The 19,981-nt window shown below is 65.9% G+C and carries 22 protein-coding genes; 6 read left to right on the forward strand and 16 right to left on the reverse strand.

The features are described from left to right. Positions 1-61 precede the first annotated feature (61 nt). The 5 genes from rpsD to infA form a co-directional block, all read right to left on the reverse strand. Positions 62-667: a 30S ribosomal protein S4 gene (rpsD, locus tag K3U96_RS20680; protein ID WP_069405914.1), complete on the reverse strand. Its 606-nt coding sequence runs from the start codon at positions 665-667 to the stop codon at positions 62-64. 13 nt (positions 668-680) lie between these two features. Then, positions 681-1,088 carry a 30S ribosomal protein S11 gene (gene rpsK / locus K3U96_RS20685; protein ID WP_069405915.1) on the reverse strand — a complete coding sequence of 136 codons (408 nt, stop codon included), beginning with the start codon at positions 1,086-1,088 and terminating at the stop codon, positions 681-683. 4 nt (positions 1,089-1,092) lie between these two features. Continuing rightward, positions 1,093-1,467, reverse strand: a complete 375-nt coding sequence (gene rpsM / locus K3U96_RS20690; RefSeq protein ID WP_046751017.1) for a 30S ribosomal protein S13 — start codon at positions 1,465-1,467, stop codon at positions 1,093-1,095. 221 nt (positions 1,468-1,688) lie between these two features. After that, positions 1,689-1,802 (reverse strand): 50S ribosomal protein L36, encoded by a 114-nt coding sequence (rpmJ, locus tag K3U96_RS20695; protein ID WP_003879483.1) that lies wholly within the window; start codon positions 1,800-1,802, stop codon positions 1,689-1,691. Between the two features lie 34 nt (positions 1,803-1,836). Next, positions 1,837-2,058, reverse strand: a complete 222-nt coding sequence (infA, locus tag K3U96_RS20700) for a translation initiation factor IF-1 (RefSeq protein ID WP_003418601.1) — start codon at positions 2,056-2,058, stop codon at positions 1,837-1,839. 276 nt (positions 2,059-2,334) lie between these two features. Here infA and K3U96_RS20705 point away from each other — a divergent pair, with 276 nt between their 5' ends. From K3U96_RS20705 to rfbC, 6 genes are read left to right on the forward strand one after another with little or no spacing between them, the layout of a single operon-like run. Then, positions 2,335-3,996, forward strand: a complete 1,662-nt coding sequence (locus K3U96_RS20705) for an NAD(P)/FAD-dependent oxidoreductase (RefSeq protein ID WP_069405917.1) — start codon at positions 2,335-2,337, stop codon at positions 3,994-3,996. Positions 3,997-4,006: 10 nt separating this feature from the next. After that, positions 4,007-5,467 carry an ATP-binding protein gene (locus tag K3U96_RS20710; RefSeq protein ID WP_069405928.1) on the forward strand — a complete coding sequence of 487 codons (1,461 nt, stop codon included), beginning with the start codon at positions 4,007-4,009 and terminating at the stop codon, positions 5,465-5,467. Positions 5,468-5,496: 29 nt separating this feature from the next. Beyond that, on the forward strand, positions 5,497-6,342 hold the full coding sequence (locus tag K3U96_RS20715) for an LLM class F420-dependent oxidoreductase (RefSeq protein WP_069405918.1): 846 nt from the start codon (positions 5,497-5,499) through the stop codon (positions 6,340-6,342). Positions 6,343-6,360: 18 nt separating this feature from the next. Then, positions 6,361-7,203, forward strand: a complete 843-nt coding sequence (locus tag K3U96_RS20720; RefSeq protein WP_069405919.1) for an LLM class F420-dependent oxidoreductase — start codon at positions 6,361-6,363, stop codon at positions 7,201-7,203. 47 nt (positions 7,204-7,250) lie between these two features. Further along, entirely contained in the window at positions 7,251-8,246 is a 996-nt protein-coding gene (gene rfbB, locus K3U96_RS20725) for a dTDP-glucose 4,6-dehydratase (protein ID WP_069405920.1), read from the forward strand. Beyond that, positions 8,243-8,848, forward strand: a complete 606-nt coding sequence (rfbC, locus tag K3U96_RS20730; protein ID WP_069405921.1) for a dTDP-4-dehydrorhamnose 3,5-epimerase — start codon at positions 8,243-8,245, stop codon at positions 8,846-8,848. The genes rfbB and rfbC overlap by 4 nt, the downstream gene beginning before the upstream one ends. A 20-nt stretch (positions 8,849-8,868) precedes the next feature. On the opposite strand, the gene K3U96_RS20735 is transcribed toward rfbC, so the two are convergent. The 11 genes from K3U96_RS20735 to K3U96_RS20785 all read right to left on the reverse strand — a co-directional run bounded on the left by K3U96_RS20735 (position 8,869) and on the right by K3U96_RS20785 (position 19,944). Then, positions 8,869-10,293, reverse strand: coding sequence for an MCE family protein (locus K3U96_RS20735; RefSeq protein WP_069405922.1), 1,425 nt, complete (start codon positions 10,291-10,293; stop codon positions 8,869-8,871). Then, positions 10,293-11,435 (reverse strand): MCE family protein, encoded by a 1,143-nt coding sequence (locus K3U96_RS20740; RefSeq protein ID WP_069405923.1) that lies wholly within the window; start codon positions 11,433-11,435, stop codon positions 10,293-10,295. The genes K3U96_RS20735 and K3U96_RS20740 overlap by 1 nt, the downstream gene beginning before the upstream one ends. Then, complete coding sequence (locus K3U96_RS20745; protein WP_069405929.1) at positions 11,432-12,643, reverse strand: MCE family protein; 1,212 nt, start codon at positions 12,641-12,643, stop codon at positions 11,432-11,434. The genes K3U96_RS20740 and K3U96_RS20745 overlap by 4 nt, the downstream gene beginning before the upstream one ends. A 14-nt stretch (positions 12,644-12,657) precedes the next feature. Continuing rightward, complete coding sequence (locus K3U96_RS20750; RefSeq protein WP_069405930.1) at positions 12,658-13,905, reverse strand: MCE family protein; 1,248 nt, start codon at positions 13,903-13,905, stop codon at positions 12,658-12,660. Then, positions 13,902-14,930, reverse strand: a complete 1,029-nt coding sequence (locus K3U96_RS20755; protein ID WP_069405924.1) for an MCE family protein — start codon at positions 14,928-14,930, stop codon at positions 13,902-13,904. Before K3U96_RS20755 ends, K3U96_RS20750 begins: the two co-directional genes overlap by 4 nt. A gap of 28 nt (positions 14,931-14,958) precedes the next feature. Continuing rightward, positions 14,959-16,290: an MCE family protein gene (locus K3U96_RS20760; RefSeq protein ID WP_069405925.1), complete on the reverse strand. Its 1,332-nt coding sequence runs from the start codon at positions 16,288-16,290 to the stop codon at positions 14,959-14,961. Position 16,291: 1 nt separating this feature from the next. Further along, positions 16,292-17,146, reverse strand: a complete 855-nt coding sequence (locus K3U96_RS20765) for an ABC transporter permease (RefSeq protein WP_220690951.1) — start codon at positions 17,144-17,146, stop codon at positions 16,292-16,294. A 9-nt stretch (positions 17,147-17,155) separates the two neighbouring features. After that, positions 17,156-17,929 carry an MlaE family ABC transporter permease gene (locus tag K3U96_RS20770; protein WP_069406862.1) on the reverse strand — a complete coding sequence of 258 codons (774 nt, stop codon included), beginning with the start codon at positions 17,927-17,929 and terminating at the stop codon, positions 17,156-17,158. Between the two features lie 181 nt (positions 17,930-18,110). After that, positions 18,111-18,302, reverse strand: coding sequence for a ferredoxin (locus K3U96_RS20775; RefSeq protein ID WP_069406861.1), 192 nt, complete (start codon positions 18,300-18,302; stop codon positions 18,111-18,113). Next, positions 18,299-18,712: a nuclear transport factor 2 family protein gene (locus tag K3U96_RS20780; RefSeq protein ID WP_205871091.1), complete on the reverse strand. Its 414-nt coding sequence runs from the start codon at positions 18,710-18,712 to the stop codon at positions 18,299-18,301. The genes K3U96_RS20775 and K3U96_RS20780 overlap by 4 nt, the downstream gene beginning before the upstream one ends. Beyond that, positions 18,709-19,944 (reverse strand): cytochrome P450, encoded by a 1,236-nt coding sequence (locus tag K3U96_RS20785; protein WP_069406864.1) that lies wholly within the window; start codon positions 19,942-19,944, stop codon positions 18,709-18,711. The genes K3U96_RS20780 and K3U96_RS20785 overlap by 4 nt, the downstream gene beginning before the upstream one ends. Between the last annotated feature and the right edge of the window lie 37 nt (positions 19,945-19,981).

The raw sequence follows: 19,981 nt of genomic DNA on the forward strand, positions 1-19,981 counted from the left end.
TTCTCGGCACCCGCTATTTGATGCCGGTTGGGGTTCTGCGGTCAGTGCGCCGCAGAAGTCGTTACTTCGAGTAGAACTCGACGATGAGCTGCTCGGAGAGCGGCACGTCGATCTGCTCGCGGGTGGGCAGCTGGTGCACCAGGATGCGCTGGCGTTCGCCGACCACCTGCAGCCAGCTGGGGATCGGGCGGTCGCCCGCCGTCTCCCGCGCGATCTGGAACGGCAGCGTGTTCAGTGACTTTTCCCGCACGTCGATGATGTCGTACTGCGACACCCGGTAGCTCGGGATGTCGACCTTGACACCGTTGACGGTGAAGTGACCGTGGCTGACCAGCTGACGCGCCATGCGGCGGGTGCGGGCCAGGCCGGCGCGGTAGACCACGTTGTCGAGCCGGCTCTCCAGGATGCGCAGCAACTCCTCGCCGGTGACGGCCGAGCGTCGCACCGCCTCCTCGTAGTAGCGGCGGAACTGCTTTTCCATCACGCCGTAGGTGAAGCGGGCCTTCTGCTTCTCCTGCAGCTGCAGGCGGTATTCACTTTCCTTGACCCGCGAGCGGCCATGCTGGCCGGGCGGGTAGGGACGCTTTTCGAAGGACTGATCGCCGCCGACCAGGTCGACGCCCAGGCGGCGCGACTTGCGGGTTGCGGGTCCGGTGTAACGAGCCATCTCTAATCTCCTCCTAGACCCGGCGCCGCTTCGGCGGACGGCAGCCGTTGTGCGGCTGCGGCGTGACATCGGCGATCGCGCCGACCTCGAGGCCGGCGGCCTGCAGCGACCGGATGGCGGTCTCCCGGCCCGAACCCGGGCCCTTCACGAACACGTCGACCTTGCGCACGCCGTGCTCCTGCGCCTTGCGGGCGGCGTTCTCGGCGGCCAGCTGGGCGGCGAACGGTGTCGACTTACGCGAACCCTTGAAGCCGACGTGGCCCGAGGAGGCCCACGCGATGACGTTGCCCTGCGGGTCGGTGATCGTCACGATCGTGTTGTTGAACGTGCTCTTGATGTGCGCGGCGCCGTGGGGGACGTTCTTCTTTTCCCGGCGACGGGTGGTCTTACCCTTCGCGCCACCCTTTTTCGGTGTTGGCATCTACTTACCTGGCCTTCTTCTTGCCGGCGATGGTGCGCTTGGGACCCTTGCGGGTGCGCGCGTTGGTCTTGGTCCGCTGGCCGCGCACAGGCAGGCCACGACGGTGCCGCAGACCCTGGTAGCAGCCGATTTCGATCTTGCGGCGGATATCGGCCTGCACCTCGCGGCGCAGATCACCCTCCACCTTGAGGTTGCCCTCGATGTAGTCGCGCAGCTGGGTCAGCTGATCGTCGGTCAGATCTTTGGTTCGTAGGTCCTTGGAGATGCCCGTCGCCGCGAGGATCTCGTTGGAACGGGTACGGCCGATGCCGTAAATGTAGGTCAGGGCGACCTCCATGCGCTTATCGCGCGGGAGGTCTACGCCCACGAGACGTGCCATCAGGCAGTGTTCCTTCTTCTATGCGGAGGTCTGGTCCCAGCCCGTTCCCCGATGGGGTCCGGCCTCCGTGCCGGACGTGATGAGCGCGGATCGCTCAGTGGTGCTGGGATTTCATCATTGAGTTGTAAATGCGGAAGCTCAGCGCTGTCGCCTGTCCCCCTACGCTTCGCGTGGGTGGGCCCACCGCTTGCGAGGGGAGTGCCCCCACTTCGTGCAAGCGCTCATCCTTGCCGCTGCTTGTGGCGCGGATCGGAGCAGATCACCATGACCCGCCCATGCCGGCGGATCACCCTGCACTTATCGCAGATGGGCTTGACGCTCGGGTTCACCTTCACGGCTGTGTTCGATCCTGTTCTTCTCGTTCGAAAACTACTTGTACCGGTAAACGATGCGGCCCCGGGACAGGTCGTAGGGAGACAACTCCACCACAACGCGGTCCTCGGGCAGGATGCGGATGTAGTGCTGCCGCATCTTGCCGCTGATGTGGGCAAGGACCTTGTGTCCGTTCTCCAGCTCAATACGAAACATCGCATTGGGCAGGGGCTCGACCACGCGACCCTCGACCTCGATGGCACCGTCCTTTTTGGCCATTATGTTTCGGAGATCCTCCGTGTCCTTCTAGTACTGCGGCGCCTATGTCACCGCGAGCGGCGACATCCTGCACGGCGCAGCTAACGCTTCCGACTACAAAACGTGAGCCAGCAGCCAGAAATTCCAGAACAGGGGCACGCAAGAGTCGGCGCGGAAGCCGCACCGCCGACCCATCTTACCTGCTCGAGCGCCCGGCCCAAAATCGCTGCACGACGATTCCTGCGCGACGTACGTCACCACTATATTCGCTGGCCGAGCAGCGCATACTTGACCACGATGACCGGCCCAACTCCCCGCAAGCCCGTAATTCTGTCCGTCGACGACGATCCAGCCGTGTCCCGAGCCGTGGCTCGCGACCTGCGTCGCCAATACGGCGAGGCGTTCCGCATCGTGCGCGCCGAATCAGCACAAGATGCCCTCGAGACGCTCAACGAACTCAAGTTGCGCGGCGAGACCGTCGCGGTGTTCGTCGCCGACTACCGGATGCCGCAGATGAGCGGCATCCAGTTTCTCGAAGAGGCGATGGACATCTTCCCGATGGCGCGCCGTGTGCTGCTCACGGCATACGCCGACACCAACGCCGCGATCGACGCGATCAACGTCGTCGACCTGGACCACTATCTGCTCAAGCCGTGGGATCCGCCCGGCGAGAAGCTCTACCCGGTGATCGACGCGCTCATCGAGGCCTGGCGCGAAACCGGCGATCGGGCGATCCCGCACACCAAGATCATCGGCCATCCCTACAGCGCCCGGTCCTCGGAGGTGCGTGAGTTCCTCGCCCGCAACCGGCTGTACTACACGTGGTTTCGCGCTGACGAGCGCAAGGGCAGACAGCTGCTCGACGCCGCCGGCCTCGACGACCTGACCCTGCCGGTGGTGATCACCGAACAGGGCGAGACGCTCGTCGCCCCGTCCGACGCCGAACTCGCCGCCACGCTCGGCTTGTCCACCACGCCGGCCGAGGATTTCTACGACCTCGTCGTCATCGGCGGCGGCCCGGCCGGCCTGGCCGCGGCGGTCTACGGCGCCTCTGAGGGGCTCAAGACGGTGCTCATCGAGCGCACCGCCACCGGTGGCCAGGCTGGCCAAAGCTCACGCATCGAGAACTACCTCGGCTTCCCGGACGGGTTGTCGGGCGCTCAGCTCGCCGACCGGGCGCGCAGGCAGGCCGAGAAGTTCGAGGCCGAGTTGATCACCGCCGCCGAGGTCACCCGCCTCGAGGTCGACGGCGCCGCCCGCACGATTCACCTCTCAGACGGGCGGGCGGTCGGGACCAGGGCCGTGATCCTGGCGATGGGCGTCGAGTACCGCCAGCTGGACGCCGACGGCTGCGCCGGGCTGACGGGCGCCGGCGTCTACTACGGAGCCGCCACGTCGGTGGCCGCCGACTGCGACGACGAGGAGGTCCTCGTGATCGGCGGCGCGAACTCCGCGGGCCAGGCCGCCATGCACCTGTCGCGCAGCGCCAAGTCGGTGACCATCGTGTGCCGTCGCACCCTCGAGGACTCCATGTCCTACTACCTCATCCAGCAGATCCGCGCCCAGCACAACATCAGGGAACTGCCCTACACCCGGGTGCACCAGGTCACCGGCAGCGACCATCTGGAACGCGTCTGCCTGGAGAACATCCGCTCCGGTGAGCGTGAAGAACACTGTTGCGGGCGCATGTTCGTGCTCATCGGCGCCGAACCGTGCACCGACTGGCTGGAACAGGCCGGCATCGCCCGCGACGACCACGGGTTCATCCTCGCCGGCCCCGATCTGCGGGACGTGGCGGGCTGGACGCTGGACCGGCCGCCGCACCAGCTGGAAACAAGCGTGCCGGGGGTATTTGTTGCAGGAGACGTGCGGTCTGCATCAGCCAAACGGGTGGCCGCGGCCGTCGGTGAAGGTTCGATGGCAGTGATGTTGGTGCACCGGTATCTCGCCGAGGCGTAGGGAGATGGACATGGGCGACGCGGCGAACACCTGCCTACCCGACGAACTGCGGACGTTGTTCCTGTTCGAGGCGCTCGACGACCGGCAGTTGCAGGTGCTGTGCGACAACGGCCACATCGCCGCGTTCGAACCCGGACTGATCTGCGCCGAAGGGGACCCGGCGACCTGCTTTTACGTGCTGCTCGACGGTGAACTGGTGATGTCCAAACGCTCAAGCGGCGTCGACATCCAGACCGGCCGCACCTCGCAGCGCGGGGTGTACTGCGGGGCATGGTCGGCCTACGTGCCCGGCGAGGAGCACGTCTACGAGGCCTCGGTGCGGGTCACCAGGCCGTCGCGGTTCTTCGTGCTCGACGCCGACGCGTTCGCCACGTTCATGCAGACCGAATTCCCGATGGCCGTGCACCTGCTCGAAGGCCACCGCGTCGGCGGCCGGCGACAGCGGGAGATCGTCGGCCAGCGCGAGAAGCTGCTGGCGTTGGGCACGATCACCGCGGGCCTGACCCATCAGCTCAACAACCCGGCGGCGGCGGCCGCGCGCGCGGTCGCCGACCTGCGCGAGGGCGTCGGCAAGATGCGCCACAAGCTGGCGATGCTGGCCGACGGCAAGTTCAGCCCCGAGGCGCTGCGGGTACTGATCAGCATCCAGGACGAGGTCACCGAACACGTCGCGAAGTCCAAGGCGGTGGAACTGTCCGCGCTGGAATCATCCGATCGCGAAGAGCAGATCGGCGACTGGCTGGAACAGCGCGGCATCAGCGGCGCCTGGGACTGGGCACCGACCTTCGTCGAGGCCGGCCTCGACCTTGACTGGCTGCAGCGGGTCCAAGCCTCCATCGACGACGTGGGCTGCTCGGCGACCTTGCAGAGCGCCCTCGGCTGGCTCAAGTACACAATCGACACCGAGCTGCGCATGAACGAGATCGCCGATGCCAGCAAGCGGATCTCGGCGTTGCTGGCCGGCGCCAAGCAGTACTCGCAGATGGACCGGGACGAATATCAGACCGCCAATGTCCACGAGCTGATTCACAGCACGATCAAGACCCTCTTCGGCGACAAGGTCGGCAAGGACAAGCCGATCGAGATGGTGTGGGAGAAGGACACGTCACTGCCCGAACTGCATTGTTATCCAGGCGATTTGAATGAGGTATGGGCGAACCTCATCGACAACGCGATCCAGGCGATGGGCGGTCATGGCACGCTGACGATACGCACCGAACGCCACGACGGCGACATGGTGCGCGTGGAGATCTGTGACAACGGCCCCGGCATTCCCGAAGACCACATCGAGCGGATCTTCACCCCGTTCTTCACCACGAAACCGTTCGGCGAGGGCACCGGGCTCGGCCTGGACCTGGCCCGGCGCATCGTGGTCGAAAAGCACCACGGCGACATCCGGGTGGAGTCCACACCCGGCGACACCCGGATCATCGTGCTGCTGCCGCTGGTGGCTCCGGCACCCGAGGAATAGCTCACCCACTTCCCAGAGTTGGAGCAGCCATGACGAAACCGAATCTCGGCACGTACGGCGCGTTCGGTCACCACGCGATGTGGCAACAACTGAGCCCGCAGCAACTGCGGGAGATCGAGAACCTCGGCTACGGGGCGATCTGGGCGGGTGGTTCACCGGCCGCCGAGCTGTCGTGGGTGGAGCCGCTTCTGGAACCGACGACCGAGGTGAAGGTGGCCACCGGCATCGTCAACATCTGGACCGCGGAGCCAGGCCCGGTCGCCGAGTCGTTTCATCGCATCGAAAAGGCCTATCCGGGCCGGTTTCTGCTGGGCATCGGCGTCGGCCATCCCGAAGCGCACACCACGTACAAAAAGCCGTACCAGGCGCTGTCGGACTACCTCGACAAACTCGACGAGTACGGCGTGCCCAAGGACCGTCGAGTGGTCGCCGCGCTGGGACCGCGGGTGTTGCGGCTTTCCGCGGAACGCTCGGCGGGCGCTCATCCGTATCTGACGACGCCCGAGCACACCGCGCGGGCGCGCGAGTTGATCGGCCCCGAGGCGTTCCTGGCCCCCGAGCACAAGGTGGTGCTGACCACCGACGCGGAGAAGGCGCGCGCCGTGGGACGCAAGGCACTCGACATCTACCTCAACCTGACGAACTATCTCAACAGCTGGAAACGGCTGGGCTTCACCGACGAGGACGTCGCGCGGCCCGGAAGCGACCGCCTCGTCGACGCCGTCGTCGCCCACGGCGCCGTCGAGGCCGTAGCGTCACGGTTGAAAGAGCATCTCGACGCCGGCGCGGACCACGTACCCGTGCAGGTGCTGACCGGACCGGACAAGCTGGTCGGCGCGCTCACCGAACTCGCAGGCCCGCTGGGTCTGCGGTGACCTCGAGGGGAATCAACGATGACTGAGCTCAAACCCGAACTCGGCCGGTTCGGCGTGTGGACCTTCGGGACGGTCAAACCCGAACAGGCCGTCGAGATCGAGAAGCTCGGGTACGGCGCGGTGTGGATCGGCGGCTCCCCGTCCGGCGATCTCGAGTACGTCGAGCCGATCCTGGAGCGCACCGAGAACCTCACGGTGGCCACCGGCATCATCAACGTCTGGACGGCGTCGGCCGAGGAGGTCGCCGAGGCCTATCACCGCGTCGAGGACGCCTACCCGGGACGGTTCCTACTCGGCATCGGCGTCGGCCATCCCGAGCACACCGAGGAGTACCGCAAGCCCTACGACGTATTGGTGGAGTACCTCGACGTGCTCGACGCGGCCAAGGTGCCCACGAGCCGGCGCGTGATCGCCGCGCTGGGTCCGAAGGTGCTGAAGCTGTCGGCACAGCGCAGCGCGGGCGCCCATCCCTATCTGACGACGCCGCAGCACACCGGGGAGGCCCGAAACCTCCTGGGGCCGACGGTGTTTCTGGCGCCCGAACACAAAGTGGTGCTGGCCAGAGACGCTGAGGCGTCGCGCGAGATCGGTCGCGAGGCCGTCGATTTCTATCTGAACCTGTCCAACTACCTGAACAACTGGAAGCGGCTCGGGTTCACCGAGGACGACCTCGCCAAACCGGGCAGCGACCGGTTCATCGACTCAGTCGTCGCCCACGGCACGCCCGACGACATCGCCGGCCGGCTGACCGAGCATCTGGATGCCGGCGCAGACCACGTCACGATCCAGGTGCTGGGCGGTTGGGACAAGTTGTTGCCGACGCTCACCGAACTCGCAGGCCCGCTCGGTCTGAAGGGCTGAACCGGTCCACATCGGGCCAACCTGGGCACTCGGCTAGGGTTTTGCCCATGCGGTTGCTGATCACCGGCGGCGCGGGGTTCATCGGCGCCAACTTCGTGCACAGCAGCGTGCGCGCGCATCCCGAGGATTCGGTGACCGTGCTGGACGCGATGACCTATGCGGGCAGCCGTGAGTCGCTGGCCGCCGTGCAGGACGACGTCCGGCTGGTGCAGGGCGACATCACCGATGCAGAACTGGTCGGCAAGCTCGTCGCCGAGAGCGACGCGGTCGTGCACTTCGCCGCCGAGACCCACGTCGACAACGCGTTGGCCGACCCGGCGCCGTTCCTGCGCGCCAACGTCATCGGCACGTTCGCGGTGCTGGAGGCGGTGCGCGCCCACGGCGTGCGGCTGCATCATGTGTCGACCGACGAGGTGTACGGCGACCTGGAGCTAGACAGCACCCGGCGGTTCACCGCGTCGACGCCGTACAACCCGTCCAGCCCGTACTCGTCGACCAAGGCGGCCGCTGACATGCTGGTGCGCGCCTGGGTGCGTTCCTACGGCGTACGCGCCACGATCTCGAACTGCTCCAACAACTACGGGCCCTACCAGCACGTGGAGAAGTTCATCCCGCGTCAGATCACCAATGTGCTGACCGGGCGTCGGCCCAAGCTGTACGGCACCGGCGCCAACGTGCGGGACTGGATCCACGTCGACGACCACAACAGCGCAGTGCGGCGCATCCTGGCCGACGGGCAGATCGGACGGACGTATCTCATCGGCGCCGAGGAGGAAAGAAACAACCTCTCGGTGATGCGGGCCATTCTGCGGCTGATGGGGCGAGACCCCGATGATTTCGACCACGTCACCGACCGCGCCGGGCACGACCTGCGCTATGCGATCGACCCGTCGGTGCTGTGCGACGAACTCGACTGGGCACCCAAGCACACCGATTTCGAAGACGGTCTGCGCGCCACCATCGACTGGTACCGCAATAACGAGACATGGTGGGGTCCATTGAAAGACGCGACGGAAGCCACCTATGAGGGGCGCGGCCAGTGAAGGCGCGCGAACTCGACGTTCCCGGCGCCTGGGAGATCACACCCCAGGTACATGCCGACGACCGGGGCGCGTTCCTCGAATGGTTCACCGATTCGGGGTTCCGGGGTTTCAGCGGGCATCGGTTCGACCTGCGCCAGGCCAACTGTTCGGTGTCGGCGGCGGGGGTGTTGCGCGGGCTGCATTTCGCCCAGGTGCCGCCGAGCCAGGCCAAGTACGTCACCTGTGTGCGCGGCGCGGTCTTCGACGTCGCGGTCGACATCCGCATCGGCTCACCGACATTCGGGCGCTGGGATGCGGTACAGCTCGACGACCGCACCCGCCGCACGATCTATCTGTCCGAGGGACTGGGCCATGCCTTCCTTGCCCTCGAAGCCGATTCGACGGTGATGTACCTGTGCTCGGCGCAATACGATCCGCAGCGCGAGCACACCGTCAACCCGCTGGACCCCGCACTGGGCATCGTGTGGCCCGCCATCGACGGCGAGCCGATCTTGTCCGAGCGTGACCGCGAAGCGCCCACCCTCGCCGAGGCCCAGGCCGCCGGGCTGCTGCCCACCTGGGCTGAGGCTGAGGCGTTCGTCGAAGATCTACGCAGCCACTGACCGGTTGCGCAGTCGCGACGTCAGGGCGGCAACAGCATGCGCTGCCAGGACTTGTCCGCCGGGTCCGCCGCCGCCAGGTCGGACTGCGTATAGCGTCGACCGTCAGGACCGGTGAAACCGCCTGTGGCGGGATCGTATTCGGCGACAGGCAGTGCCGGTGTTCTGCTGGGCGGCGGTGAGACGTGCGGGACGGCCTGACCTGACAGCGTGGCGTTCGGGTCGCCCTTCCAGTTGAAACCGTCGTTGAGCGGTACGTACTGCTGGTCGCTCTCGCACAGCGCGACGGTGGGCGCCCGTTTGCCCGGCACGGTGGCACACGGGGTGTTGCGCGCACCGCGCACGTTGAATGGGGATTCCTGTGGCACCCGGCAATAGAGGTCACCCTCGGGACGGTCGGGAGCGTCTTCGAACACTGCGGAGCGTTGCTGCTGTGCAGGCAAAAAACCCGTTGTGCATGGCGGCGGCAGGTTGATGTTGAGGTTGAAGCTCAGATACTGCCCCTTGTAGTCCTGTTTGGTGTTGTGGTTGGCCACCAGCCCGGCCTGGCCCGCCGACACCACCTGAGGAAACAGCACCAGCAGCTGTTCGATGTTGTCGTGGTAGGCCACGGCCACCTGCCCGACGCTGACCAGGTTGGCCAACAGGACCGGCAGCGTCGGCTTGACCCGGTCGACGAGCGAACGCACGGCTTCGGCCGCCGCAGGCCCGTCGCCGATCACGCGGGCGACCGTGCGGTCGTGCGTCTGAAGTTGAGTGGTGACGGTGGCGAGCTGTGCCGCCCACGCGTTGATGGCGCCGGAGGTCTGGGTTTGCGAATCCAGCACCGGGCCGGACCGGTCGATCAGCGCGATGAGCGGGTCCAGGTGTTCGCGTGCTTCGATCGCGAGATCCGTTGAACCCGAAACGATCCGAGACAGCTCGGGGCCGAGCCCGCCGACGGCCGTGTAGGACTCGTCGATGACGGTCTTGAGGTTGTCACGTGGGATGGCCCGCAAGCCGGCGTTGGCGTCGGCCAGCAGCGTGTTGACATCGGGGGGCACCGACGTGTCGGCGAGCGCGATGACGTCACCGTCGCGCAGCGGCGGTGCGTCGCCCGTACGCGGCAACAGCGCGACGTACTGTTCGCCGATCGCCGACTGGCTGTGCACTTCCGCGCGCAGGTCGGACGGAATGTCGATGCCGCGCTTGAGCGATAAGACGGCCTGCACCCCGGTTCGGGTGAGCCGCACGTCCTCGACCCGGCCGACCTCGGTGCCGCGGTAGGTGACGTTGCCTCCGCTGTACAGTCCGCCGGTCTGGGACAACTCCATGACGACCGTGTACCGGCCGACACCGAACAGCTTGGCGGGCAGCTTCATGAAGTGCAGGCCCATCAGGCCCATTGCCACCACCGCGATCACGGTGAAGACCGCGAGTTGGATCTGTATCCGTCTGTCCAGTCGCACTACGGCCCCTGATCGGTTCGATACGCCACAGTCAGCGGGTTGGCCCGGGTGTAGGGGCTGGGGAACTGCCCGATGGTGCGACCCCACTGCAGTTCCAACTCGGTGAGATCGCCTTCCCAGCGGGTTCCGGTGAACATGCCCGCGTCGATGCGGCTGAGGGTGAGATCGGCGATCGCGGTCAGGTTGGCGTAGTCACCGCGCTGCCATTTCTCGATCGTCTCGTTGGGAAACGGGAACGTCAGGATGAGCGACAGTGCCCGCGTCATGCTCGGTCCGGCGTTGGCGAGCGATTCCAGCACCGGGCCGACGTCGTTGAGTTCTGTGACCAGGTTGTCCCTGATCTTGTTGACGGAGTCCACCGTCAACGCGCTGAACGTACCGAACCGGTCGGCGGTTTCGATGAGGTTGTTGCGCTGACCGCTGAGCACGGCCAGCGCGTCGGGAATGGTCTGCAGCGCGTGGTCGAGCACCGGACGTTGGGCGGCGAACTGGCCGACCAGGTCGTTGAGGCTCTCGGTGGCGGCGATGATGTCGCCCGTCTGGTCGTTGACGTTGCGGGTGAACGTTTCCAGCGCACCGATCATGCTGCGCAGGTCCTGTTCGCGGCCGCGGAACGCGGTGGCCAGCGCCGTGGTGATGTCCTGCACCTGGCCGAGCCCGCCTCCGTTGAGCACCACCGACAGCGCCGCCAGGGTCTGTTCGGTGCTCGGGAACGCGCCACCGCGGGACAGCGGTATCAGCGAGCCGTCGCGCAGCCTGCCTGTGGGTGCCGCATCCGTCGGCGGCGCCAGCTCGATGTGCAACGAACCCAGCAGGCTGGTCAGACCTATTGTGACGGTGGAGTTTTCCGGCAGATCGACGTCGCCGTCGAGCCGCATCGTCAGCAACGCGTGCCAGCCTTGCCGCTCGATCTTGGTGACGGTGCCGACGTTGACATCACCGACGCGCACACGTGAGTTCGGCTGGATGTTGTTGACGTCGGGCAGCTGCGCCTGGATCACGAACGATTCCGGACCACCGCCGGCGGTGCCCGGCATCGACATCGAATTCAGCCCGTGCCAGTCGCTGCAGCCGGCCGCCCCAGCCGCCATGGCCGCCGCCGCACAGGTTGCCACGATGCGGCGCCACCACATCCACGTCATGGGTGACCTCCGTTGGCGGGGACCATCATTGCGGGCAGGCCCGCAGCGGGCGGGATGTAATCAGGGCGCATGCGGTCCTCGCTGTAGGTGACCTCGTTGGGTCGGGCCTGCGCTCCGACCAACAGGTTCTCTCCGATCGGCGGAAAGTTGTACTGCCGGTTCTTGACGATCGGGGCGAGGTATTGCGCGCACAGCTTCGCCGACTGTTCGGCGCCGCGCCGCGACGCCGCCTGGATCGCCCCGCAGATGAAGCTGATCGGGTTGGCGAAGTTGTTGACGGCCAGCGCCCCGGTCAGCGCCCCATTGGCCGGTTCGAAGATGTTGTAGAAGTTGGCCACCGTGCCGGGGGCGATGTGCAGGGTCTGTTCCAGATCATCGAGGCTGGCGACCAATACGTCGCTGATCGACGCCAGCTTGTCGGTGGCGGTGCCGATCGCTTCCCGGTTGTCGTCGGCGAAATCTTTGACGTCGCCGATAACATCCCCGAGATCTTCGAGCGTGCGCGCGACCTTCTGCGGGTCGTCGACGACCAGCGCGCTCACCGCGGCCATGTTGCCGTTGAGTTGCTCGAGCAGGTCGGCGCTGTCGTGCAGGGCCGACACCAGCGTCGACAGGTTGGTGAACGTGGTGAAGATGTCGGAGCTGTGGTCCCCCAGCGTCGCCAGCGTCGCAGAAAGCCTGACTACGGTTTCGCGGATGTCGGCGCCCTGCCCGCGCAGGTTGTCGGCAGCGGTGTTGATCACCGCACCCAGCGTGCTGACCCCGCCCGGCTCGGTCGGTTGCAGCAGTGTGGTCAAGCGCTGCAGTTGAATTCGGACGTCGTCCCACTCCACCGGGACGGCGGTGCGCTCCTGCGGGATGATCGTGCCAGTGGGCATGGTCGGCCCGCCGGTGTAGGCGGGCGTCAGCTGTATCGTCCTGCCGGTCACCAGTTGCGGTGAGAGGATCACCGCCTTGGCGTCGGCGGGTACGGGGTATTTGCGGTCCACCCAGAAGGTGACCTTCGCGCGGGTGGGTTGGGGTTCGATGCGGTCGACCCGTCCGACCGGCACGCCGAGGATACGCACGTCGTCACCGGCGAACAGCCCGGTGGTGTTCTCGAAATACGCTGTCACCCAGACTTTGCCGACACGCTCGGCGTGCCGCACCACCACGACGACCCCGGCCGCGAGCGTCACCGCCAGCACACCGGCCAGCACGATGCGCATCCACCGCGGGCCCGTCACGGCTGCCCCGGTCCCGGTGTGGCGGTGCCCGACAGCGCGGGCGGGCCGGGCGGAGAGCCGCCGGGGGCCGGCGCGGGCGGGGGTTCGCGGTACGGGTAACGGGGGTCTGCAGGGTTGCCGGTAATCGCGTCGGGCAGCGTCAGATGGGGTGCGCCGCCCTGGCCGGTCCGCGGATAGGGCACCGGCAGTGCCGGTGTGCCGGGCTGGCCGGTCTGCGGATCTGTCAGCTGTGACGGTGCCAGCACGTTGGGGTCCAGGCCGAGGTCGGAGAACGCGGCGTCGACAAACGGTTGCACGAACTGCCCGGGCAACAAGTTGACCACATAGGCTTTGAAGAACGGCCCGGACGACAGGGACTCGCCCAGCGACATCGCGTATTTGTTGAGAAGTTTGACCGCTTCCTGCAGCCGCTCCTTGCGGTCGTCGATGATCGTCATGACGCCGTTGAGCTTGTCCAGTGCCGGCCGCAGTTGCTGGCGGTTCTCGGCAATGAACCCCTTCAATTGCCTTGCCGCCGAAGAGATGCTGGTCCAGATCTGGTTGACCGCATCGCTCTGGGTGCGCAGCTGCGCCAGCAGCGCGTTGGTGGCCGATACCAGGCCGGCGATCTGATCGCTGCGGTGGGCCAGCACGCCCGTCGCCTTGGCGGCGTTGTCGAGCAGGTCGCGTAGCTGCGCGTCACGCGTGTTGAGGGTCTGGGCGAACCGCGCCACACCGTGCACGGCGTCGCGAAGCTCATCGGGGGTGTCGGCGAAGGTGTCTGACAGCGTCGACAACGATTCCGACAGTTGGTCGGTGTCCAGCCCGCTGATCGTGTCGGCGAGGTCGCCGAGCGCGTCGGGCAGTTGGTAGGGCGACGTGGTCCGGTTCATCGGGATGGGCGCGTCCAGCTCGCCTTCGCCCTGGGGGAGCACCGCAAGCATTTTCGTGCCCAGCAGGCTTTTCGTCTTGATAGCCGCCTCGGAGGCCTCCCCCATCCGGATGTTCTTGTCGACGCTGAAGCGCACCAGCACGGTGGCTCCGTCGAGTTCGATGGACGACACCCGGCCGGCCGGGTATCCGGAAACCTCCACCGTGGCACCGGTGAGCAACCCGCCCGCATCGGCGAACTGGGCGGAGTAGGTCTTGGCCTGGTTGACCACCGGAAGGTTCTGGTACTGCAGCGCGCCGATGACGACTGTGGACACGACGACGACGCCGACGGCTCCGATCGCCAGCGAGCTGCGCTCGGTGAAAGACCTCATTTCGGTGCGCACCGCCCCGAGACCTGATCGGCAATCTTCACGTACACCGGCTGACCGCCTTTTCCGTTGAGTTTCAGCACGATCTCGCACAGATAGAAGCTGAAGAAATCGCCGCTGATGCCCTGTCGACCCAGCGCCCGATACCGTTCCGGCAGGGTGTCGAACAACGTGTCCAGATAGTCGTGATCGGCGGCCGCGATAGCGGCGGCGCGGTCGGTTTCCCGGACCACCTTCGAGAACGGTTGTCGTGACCGCGCCAGTAGGTCGGCGACCGAGCCGGCAGCGGCGTCGGTGTACGCCAGCGCCGTTGAGATGTCTTCACGGCGTTCGGCGAGGCCGGTCACCAAATCTGACAACGACGTCACCGCCGTGTCGAGGCGTTCGGTCTGGCTGCCAAGGGATCCGAGCACGACGTTGAGGTTGTCGATGACCTGACCGATCAGCGCGTCACGGTCGGCCAGGGTGTTGGTCACCACCGCCGCCTGTTGCAGGAACGACCCGATGGTGGCGCCCTGGCCCTGCAGTGCCGAGATCAGCTGTTCGCTCAGCGTATTCACCTGGCCGGGATCAAGGGCCCGGAACAGCGGGCGGAAGCCACCGATGACGGAGTCCAGATCGAGGGCGGGTTGGGTGCGCGCGGCCGGGATCGTCCCGCCGGGTTGCAGGGTGCGAAGTCCCCCGGCACCCTCCTCGATGGCCAGATAGCGGCCGCCGATCACGTTGTCGTAGCGCACGGCCGCACGGGTACCCTCGGTGAGGACCACCGTGTCGTCGATGCCGAACTCCACGCGCACGGTCGAGTCGCGGTTGAACGAAATGCTTTTGATCGTGCCGACTTCCACCCCGGCGATGCGCACCATGTCGTCGTCCTTCAGACCGGACACGTTGGTGAACTCGGCGAAGTAGCTTTTGCCGTCGCCGAACCGCAACTCCGCGAACACCGTGAGCAACGCGAAGGTTCCGAACGCGCACACCGTCAGGAAGATCGTCAGGCGCCACGCGGCACCTTTGAAGTCGTCCTTCACGGCTGGTCTCCTGATCTCGTGTATCGGGTCAGCGGCCCGGTGGTATTCCTGGCCACAGCGGCACCCCGCCGGGTCCGTACAGAGCTGCCCCGTAGGGCGGCGCCCCCGGGTACGGGATGGGGCCCGGCGCGGGTCCGGGCAGGCACTGTCTGATGCTTGGCGGCTCGGGGTTCGCGCGGGTCACCGGAAAGTAGTTGGCCCAACACGGATGGCCGATGCCGGGATTCGGTCGGATGTCCACGCCCGTCCCCCATCCGGTGTTGGTGATGAGCTGGCGCACCGGGAAGTTCTTGGTGGCGTCCGGCAGCGACCCACAGCCGGGCTTCCCACCCGGGCCGCCTTTTGCGGCGATGACGGGCAGGTTGTCCGGGTACATGTAGGGGTCGTTTCCGAACAAGAGGCCGACATCGAGTTGGATCGAGCGACCGTTGGCCCCGCCCCACACGTCGTACCCGCCGTTGTCGAGGAACCACGTCGCGCCCTGTAACCAGCAGGTGTACACCGGGCTGTACTTGTTCAGCAGCCCGGTGGTGGGCGCGAGGGTGCTGACCAGACCCACCAGGCTGTCCTTGCTGGAGGCCAGCAGCTCGGTTCCAGCCGTCGCCAACCCAATGGTGTTCAGCAGCAGGGCATCCAGATCTGACGCTTGATCGACCACTGTCTTGCTGGTGGTACTGGCCCCGTCGAGGATGGTCAGAATGTCAGAGGCGGCCGCGGCGTACGTGTCGTTGAAGTCCCTGAAGGAGCGCCAGTCCTGACGGATCGTTTCGTTGCGCTCGTTGAGCGCGGTGAGCACGACGTTCAGGTCCGTGGTGGCCTGCCCCATCCGTTCACCCTGACCGCGCACACCGTCGGCGACGGCGGTGAGCACCGCGTTGAGCTTCGACGGGTCGATCATCTGCAAAAGGTCGGACAGGTTCTCGAAGATGGTGTTGACCTCGGCGCTGACGTTCGCCGACTGCAGCGTCGCGCCGGCGGCCAGCGGCGTCGGGCTGGGATCCGGTGGGTACACCAGGTCGACGAACTTCGCACCGAACGCGGTGGTGGCCTGGATCTGCGCCTGCACGTTGGCCGGGATGAACTCGATTTGGTTGGGCTCGATGGCCAGCTCCAGGGTGGCGCGGCCGTTCCCGCCGCTGATGTTGCGGACCCGGCCGACCTCGACGCCCCGCAGCTTCACCTTGGCCCCGGTCTCCATCACCAGCCCGGACCGGTCCGAGGTCAAAGTGACTGGCACATAGGAGTGGAACGTGCCATTGTAGACGCTGGCGGTGAGCAGAATAAAACCGGCAATCACCGCGAGCAGGATCGCGGTCCACCATCCGTTGTGCAGGCGGGCTTCGCCTTTGCGCGGCCCCATGTCAACCCGCCAGGTTAAAATTGCCCGACTGGCCGTAGACGGCCAGTGAGATCATCACGATTTCGACGGCGGCGACGACCATCGAGGTGCGCACCGCGCGGCCCACCGCCTCACCGACGCCTGCAGGTCCACCCGACGCGGTGAAGCCGTAGTAGGTGTGCACGAGCATGATGACGACTGTCATTGCCACGCATTGGAAGAAGGACCAGATGAGATCCGTCGGGTTGAGGAACGTGCCGAAGTAGTGGTCGTACACGCCTGAGCCCTGGCCGTAGATCACGGTGGTGCCGAACCGGGCGGCAAGAAATGCCATCATGACCGCCACGCAGTACAGCGGGATCACCACCACCACCCCGGCCAGCACACGCGTGGCGGCAAGGTAGGTGACGCTGCGGATCCCGATGACTTCGAGCGCGTCGATCTCCTCGTTGATCCGCATGGCGCCCAATTGGGCGGTGGCGCCCGCGCCGATGGTGGCCGACAACGCCACGGACGTCGTGCCCGGCACGATCAGCCGGACGTTGAAGAACGCCGAGGCGAACCCGGTCAGCGCCTCGAAACCCACCGATGCCAACTGGTTGTAGCCCTGCACCGCAACGAGGGCACCCGTCGTCATCGTCAGAAAGCCGACGATCGCGACGGTGCCGCCGACGACCGCCAGCGCGCCGCTGCCCAGCCCCATCTGCGCGATCAACCGCAGCAACTCGGTGCGGTAATGGGCGACAGCGTCGGGGATGGCGGCCAACGTGTTGGCGTAGAACCGGGCCTGGCCACCGATGCGGTTCCAACCGGCGACGAATCCGTCGGCCAGGTGCACCAGCCGTCCGAAGGGCCTGCTGGGTACTCCGACGCTCATGGTGTCACCTCACGACACCGTGAACTGGATTCCGACCGCGGTGACGATGACGTTGATCGCGAACAACACCATGAAGGTGAAGACCACTGTCTCGTTGACCGCGTTGCCCACTCCGGCAGGACCGCCGTCGACGTAGATGCCTTTGTAGCAGGCGATCAGCCCCGCAGCCAGGCCGAAAAGCGTTGCCTTGGCCAGCGACACGATGACATCGCCGGCCCCGGTCAGCAGGGTCAGGCCGGAGATGAACGCGCCAGCCGACACGTGCTGGATGTAGACGCAGAAGACGAACGCGCCGGCGAGACCGACGATGATCACCGACGCCGCCAACGCCAGGGCCACCGTTGTCGCGGCGAGCACACGGGGCACCACCAAGGCCTGAATCGGGTTGATCCCCATGACGCGAAGCGCATCGAGTTCGTCGCGAATCGTGCGGGCGCCCAGATCGGCGCACATCGCGGTCGCGCCGGCTCCTGAGACCACCAGCACCGTCACGATCGGCCCGATCTGGTTCACCGTGCCGATGGCCGCGCCGGTCCCCGAGAAGTCCGTTGCGCCAAACTCATTGAGCAGGATATTGAAGGTGAACACGAGCAGCACCGAGTACGGCATCGTCAACATCAGCGCCGGTAGCACCGAAACCCGTGCGACGAACCAGGTTTGGATGACGTACTCGCGCCAGGCGAACGGCCGCTTGAACATCAGGACGAAGGTGTCCAGAGACATCGCGAACACGCTGCCGATCGCACGTACCGGCTTAGTTGCCGTCTGCGCGGCCGTCAACATGGCGTCTCGCACCTCCCTCCGGACAGGTCGATGTGGACGGGTGACACTGGCGAGAGTACGCGTCCTGTCAGGATTATGTCCATAGTCAATACGCTTTTATGCGCTACAACCCATCGCTAATATTCTCTTCAGCAGTGTTTTTCTCTGCTCAAGTATCTTGTTGATATCGTGCATCCCGGGATTATGGCAGTGTCTGGAGTGCGCCCGACGGGCACAGCCCGACGGCAAGCCGCACCCGCGCCCGCATCTCGTCGGGCACCTCCTCCGACGCGATCAGGACCACCCCGCTGTCGTCCTGATCGAAGAATCCGTCGGCGGTCATCACACACATTCCCGCGGACATGCAGACGTCACGGTCGGCGACGACCCTCATCGGCTGAACGCCTCCTGGGTCAGGGCGGAGTTCATGAAGTCGCGGAAATGCAGCCACCGCCCGTCACGGAGCGTGATGATGTGCGCGAATTCCGACTGCCACTGGTAGCCGGTGTCAAGCCTGCGGAACCGTTGCCGGCCCCACACCGCGAGGTCGTCTCCCTGTGCGATGAACTTCCACGGTTCCATCTCGGTGATTTCGATGTTTTGGCCAACCGTGGTGAAGAACGTCACGGCCTCGGCGATGCCGTGGTAGTCACCGGCGTATGGGATCACCTCGGTGCCGTAATACGTGATCCGCACATCCGGATCCATGTACTGCAGTGCGGTGTTCAGGTCACCCGCGGGCACGGCGGCATAGATCGCCTTCGTCGCTTCGATGTTGCGTGCTTCTGCGCCGACGGTGGTCATGACAGCTGCAGGGGTAGCCGGACATACGCGTGCGTGAGCAGGCTGGCGGTCTGCTTGGTGCCGGGGTCGTCGCTCAACGAGATGTGCTGATAACGGTCAAGTACCGCGTTGAGCATCGCGCTCACCTCCAGTCGGGCCAGTGATGACCCCAGACAGAAATGCAACCCAGAACCAAGGGAGAGTTGCTTGCTCAGGTTCGGCCGATCGATGTCGAGCCGTGCCGGGTGGGGGAACACCGCGGGATCGCGGTTGGCCGAGCCGAAGAACAGCGCCACCCACTCACCGGCACGGATCAGCTTGCCCCCCACCTCCACATCGCGGGTGGCGATCCGGAACAGACGCTGCGGGGGTCCGTCGAGCCGCATCGTCTCTTCGATGAACACCGTCAGCAGCGCCCGATCGGCTCGGATTCGCGCGGCGATCTCGGGTTCGCGCGCCAGCGCGTGCAACAGGTTGCCGATCAAGAACGTCGTAGTCTCACTGCCCGCGACCACCAGGGTCACACAAAAGCGGACGATCTCTTCAGGGGTGAGCCGTTGGCCGTCGACCTCGGCCCGCAACAACGCCGATATCAGGTCTTCGGCGTCCTCGATATCCTCGCTCGTCGTCTGTTGCGCGACCCGGGAGGTGTGCTCGGCAAGTCGAGCGGCGAAGGTCGCAACCATTTCCTCGTTGCTGGCCATGCGCTCCTGCGGCGTCAGCGACGAGCTCAGCATGAACGCGTTGGCCCATTTCTTGAAGCGGACGTGGTCGCCTTCGGGTAGGCCCAACAGCCGCACCATGGCCCTGGTGGGAATCTCGGCAGCGAATGTCATCACATCCACTTCGCCGTCGCCGAGATCATCGAGCAGTCGGGGAACCAACTCGCCCAGCCAGGGTTCCAGCCGCCTCACCCGACGCGGAGAGAACGCTTGTGAGACCAACTTTCGTTCCACCTCGTGTTTGGGTGGGTCCGTGTTGACCAGCATCAGGCTGGGCGCAGAAGAAGCCTCTTGCAGCGGGTCGCGCGACGAGAACGTGGCACTGTCGCGCGCAGCCGCGAGTACCTGGTCGTACCGGAACAACGCCCACGCGATGACGGGTTCGTCGGCTCCCGGCACGGTTCCCGGGGGCCAGTCACGGTAGCCCGCCACCGGCGATGAGGCGCGCAGCTGGTCGTACAGCGGATACGGGTTGGCGATGCCCTGCGGTGTGGTGAGCATTTCGAGCGCTGAAACGGTGGTCGATGACATGGCCATCAGCCTGTGACAACCACGACAGCAAAGCGAT

This window comes from Mycolicibacterium holsaticum DSM 44478 = JCM 12374 (genome assembly GCF_019645835.1).
GTDB lineage: Bacteria > Actinomycetota > Actinomycetes > Mycobacteriales > Mycobacteriaceae > Mycobacterium > Mycobacterium holsaticum.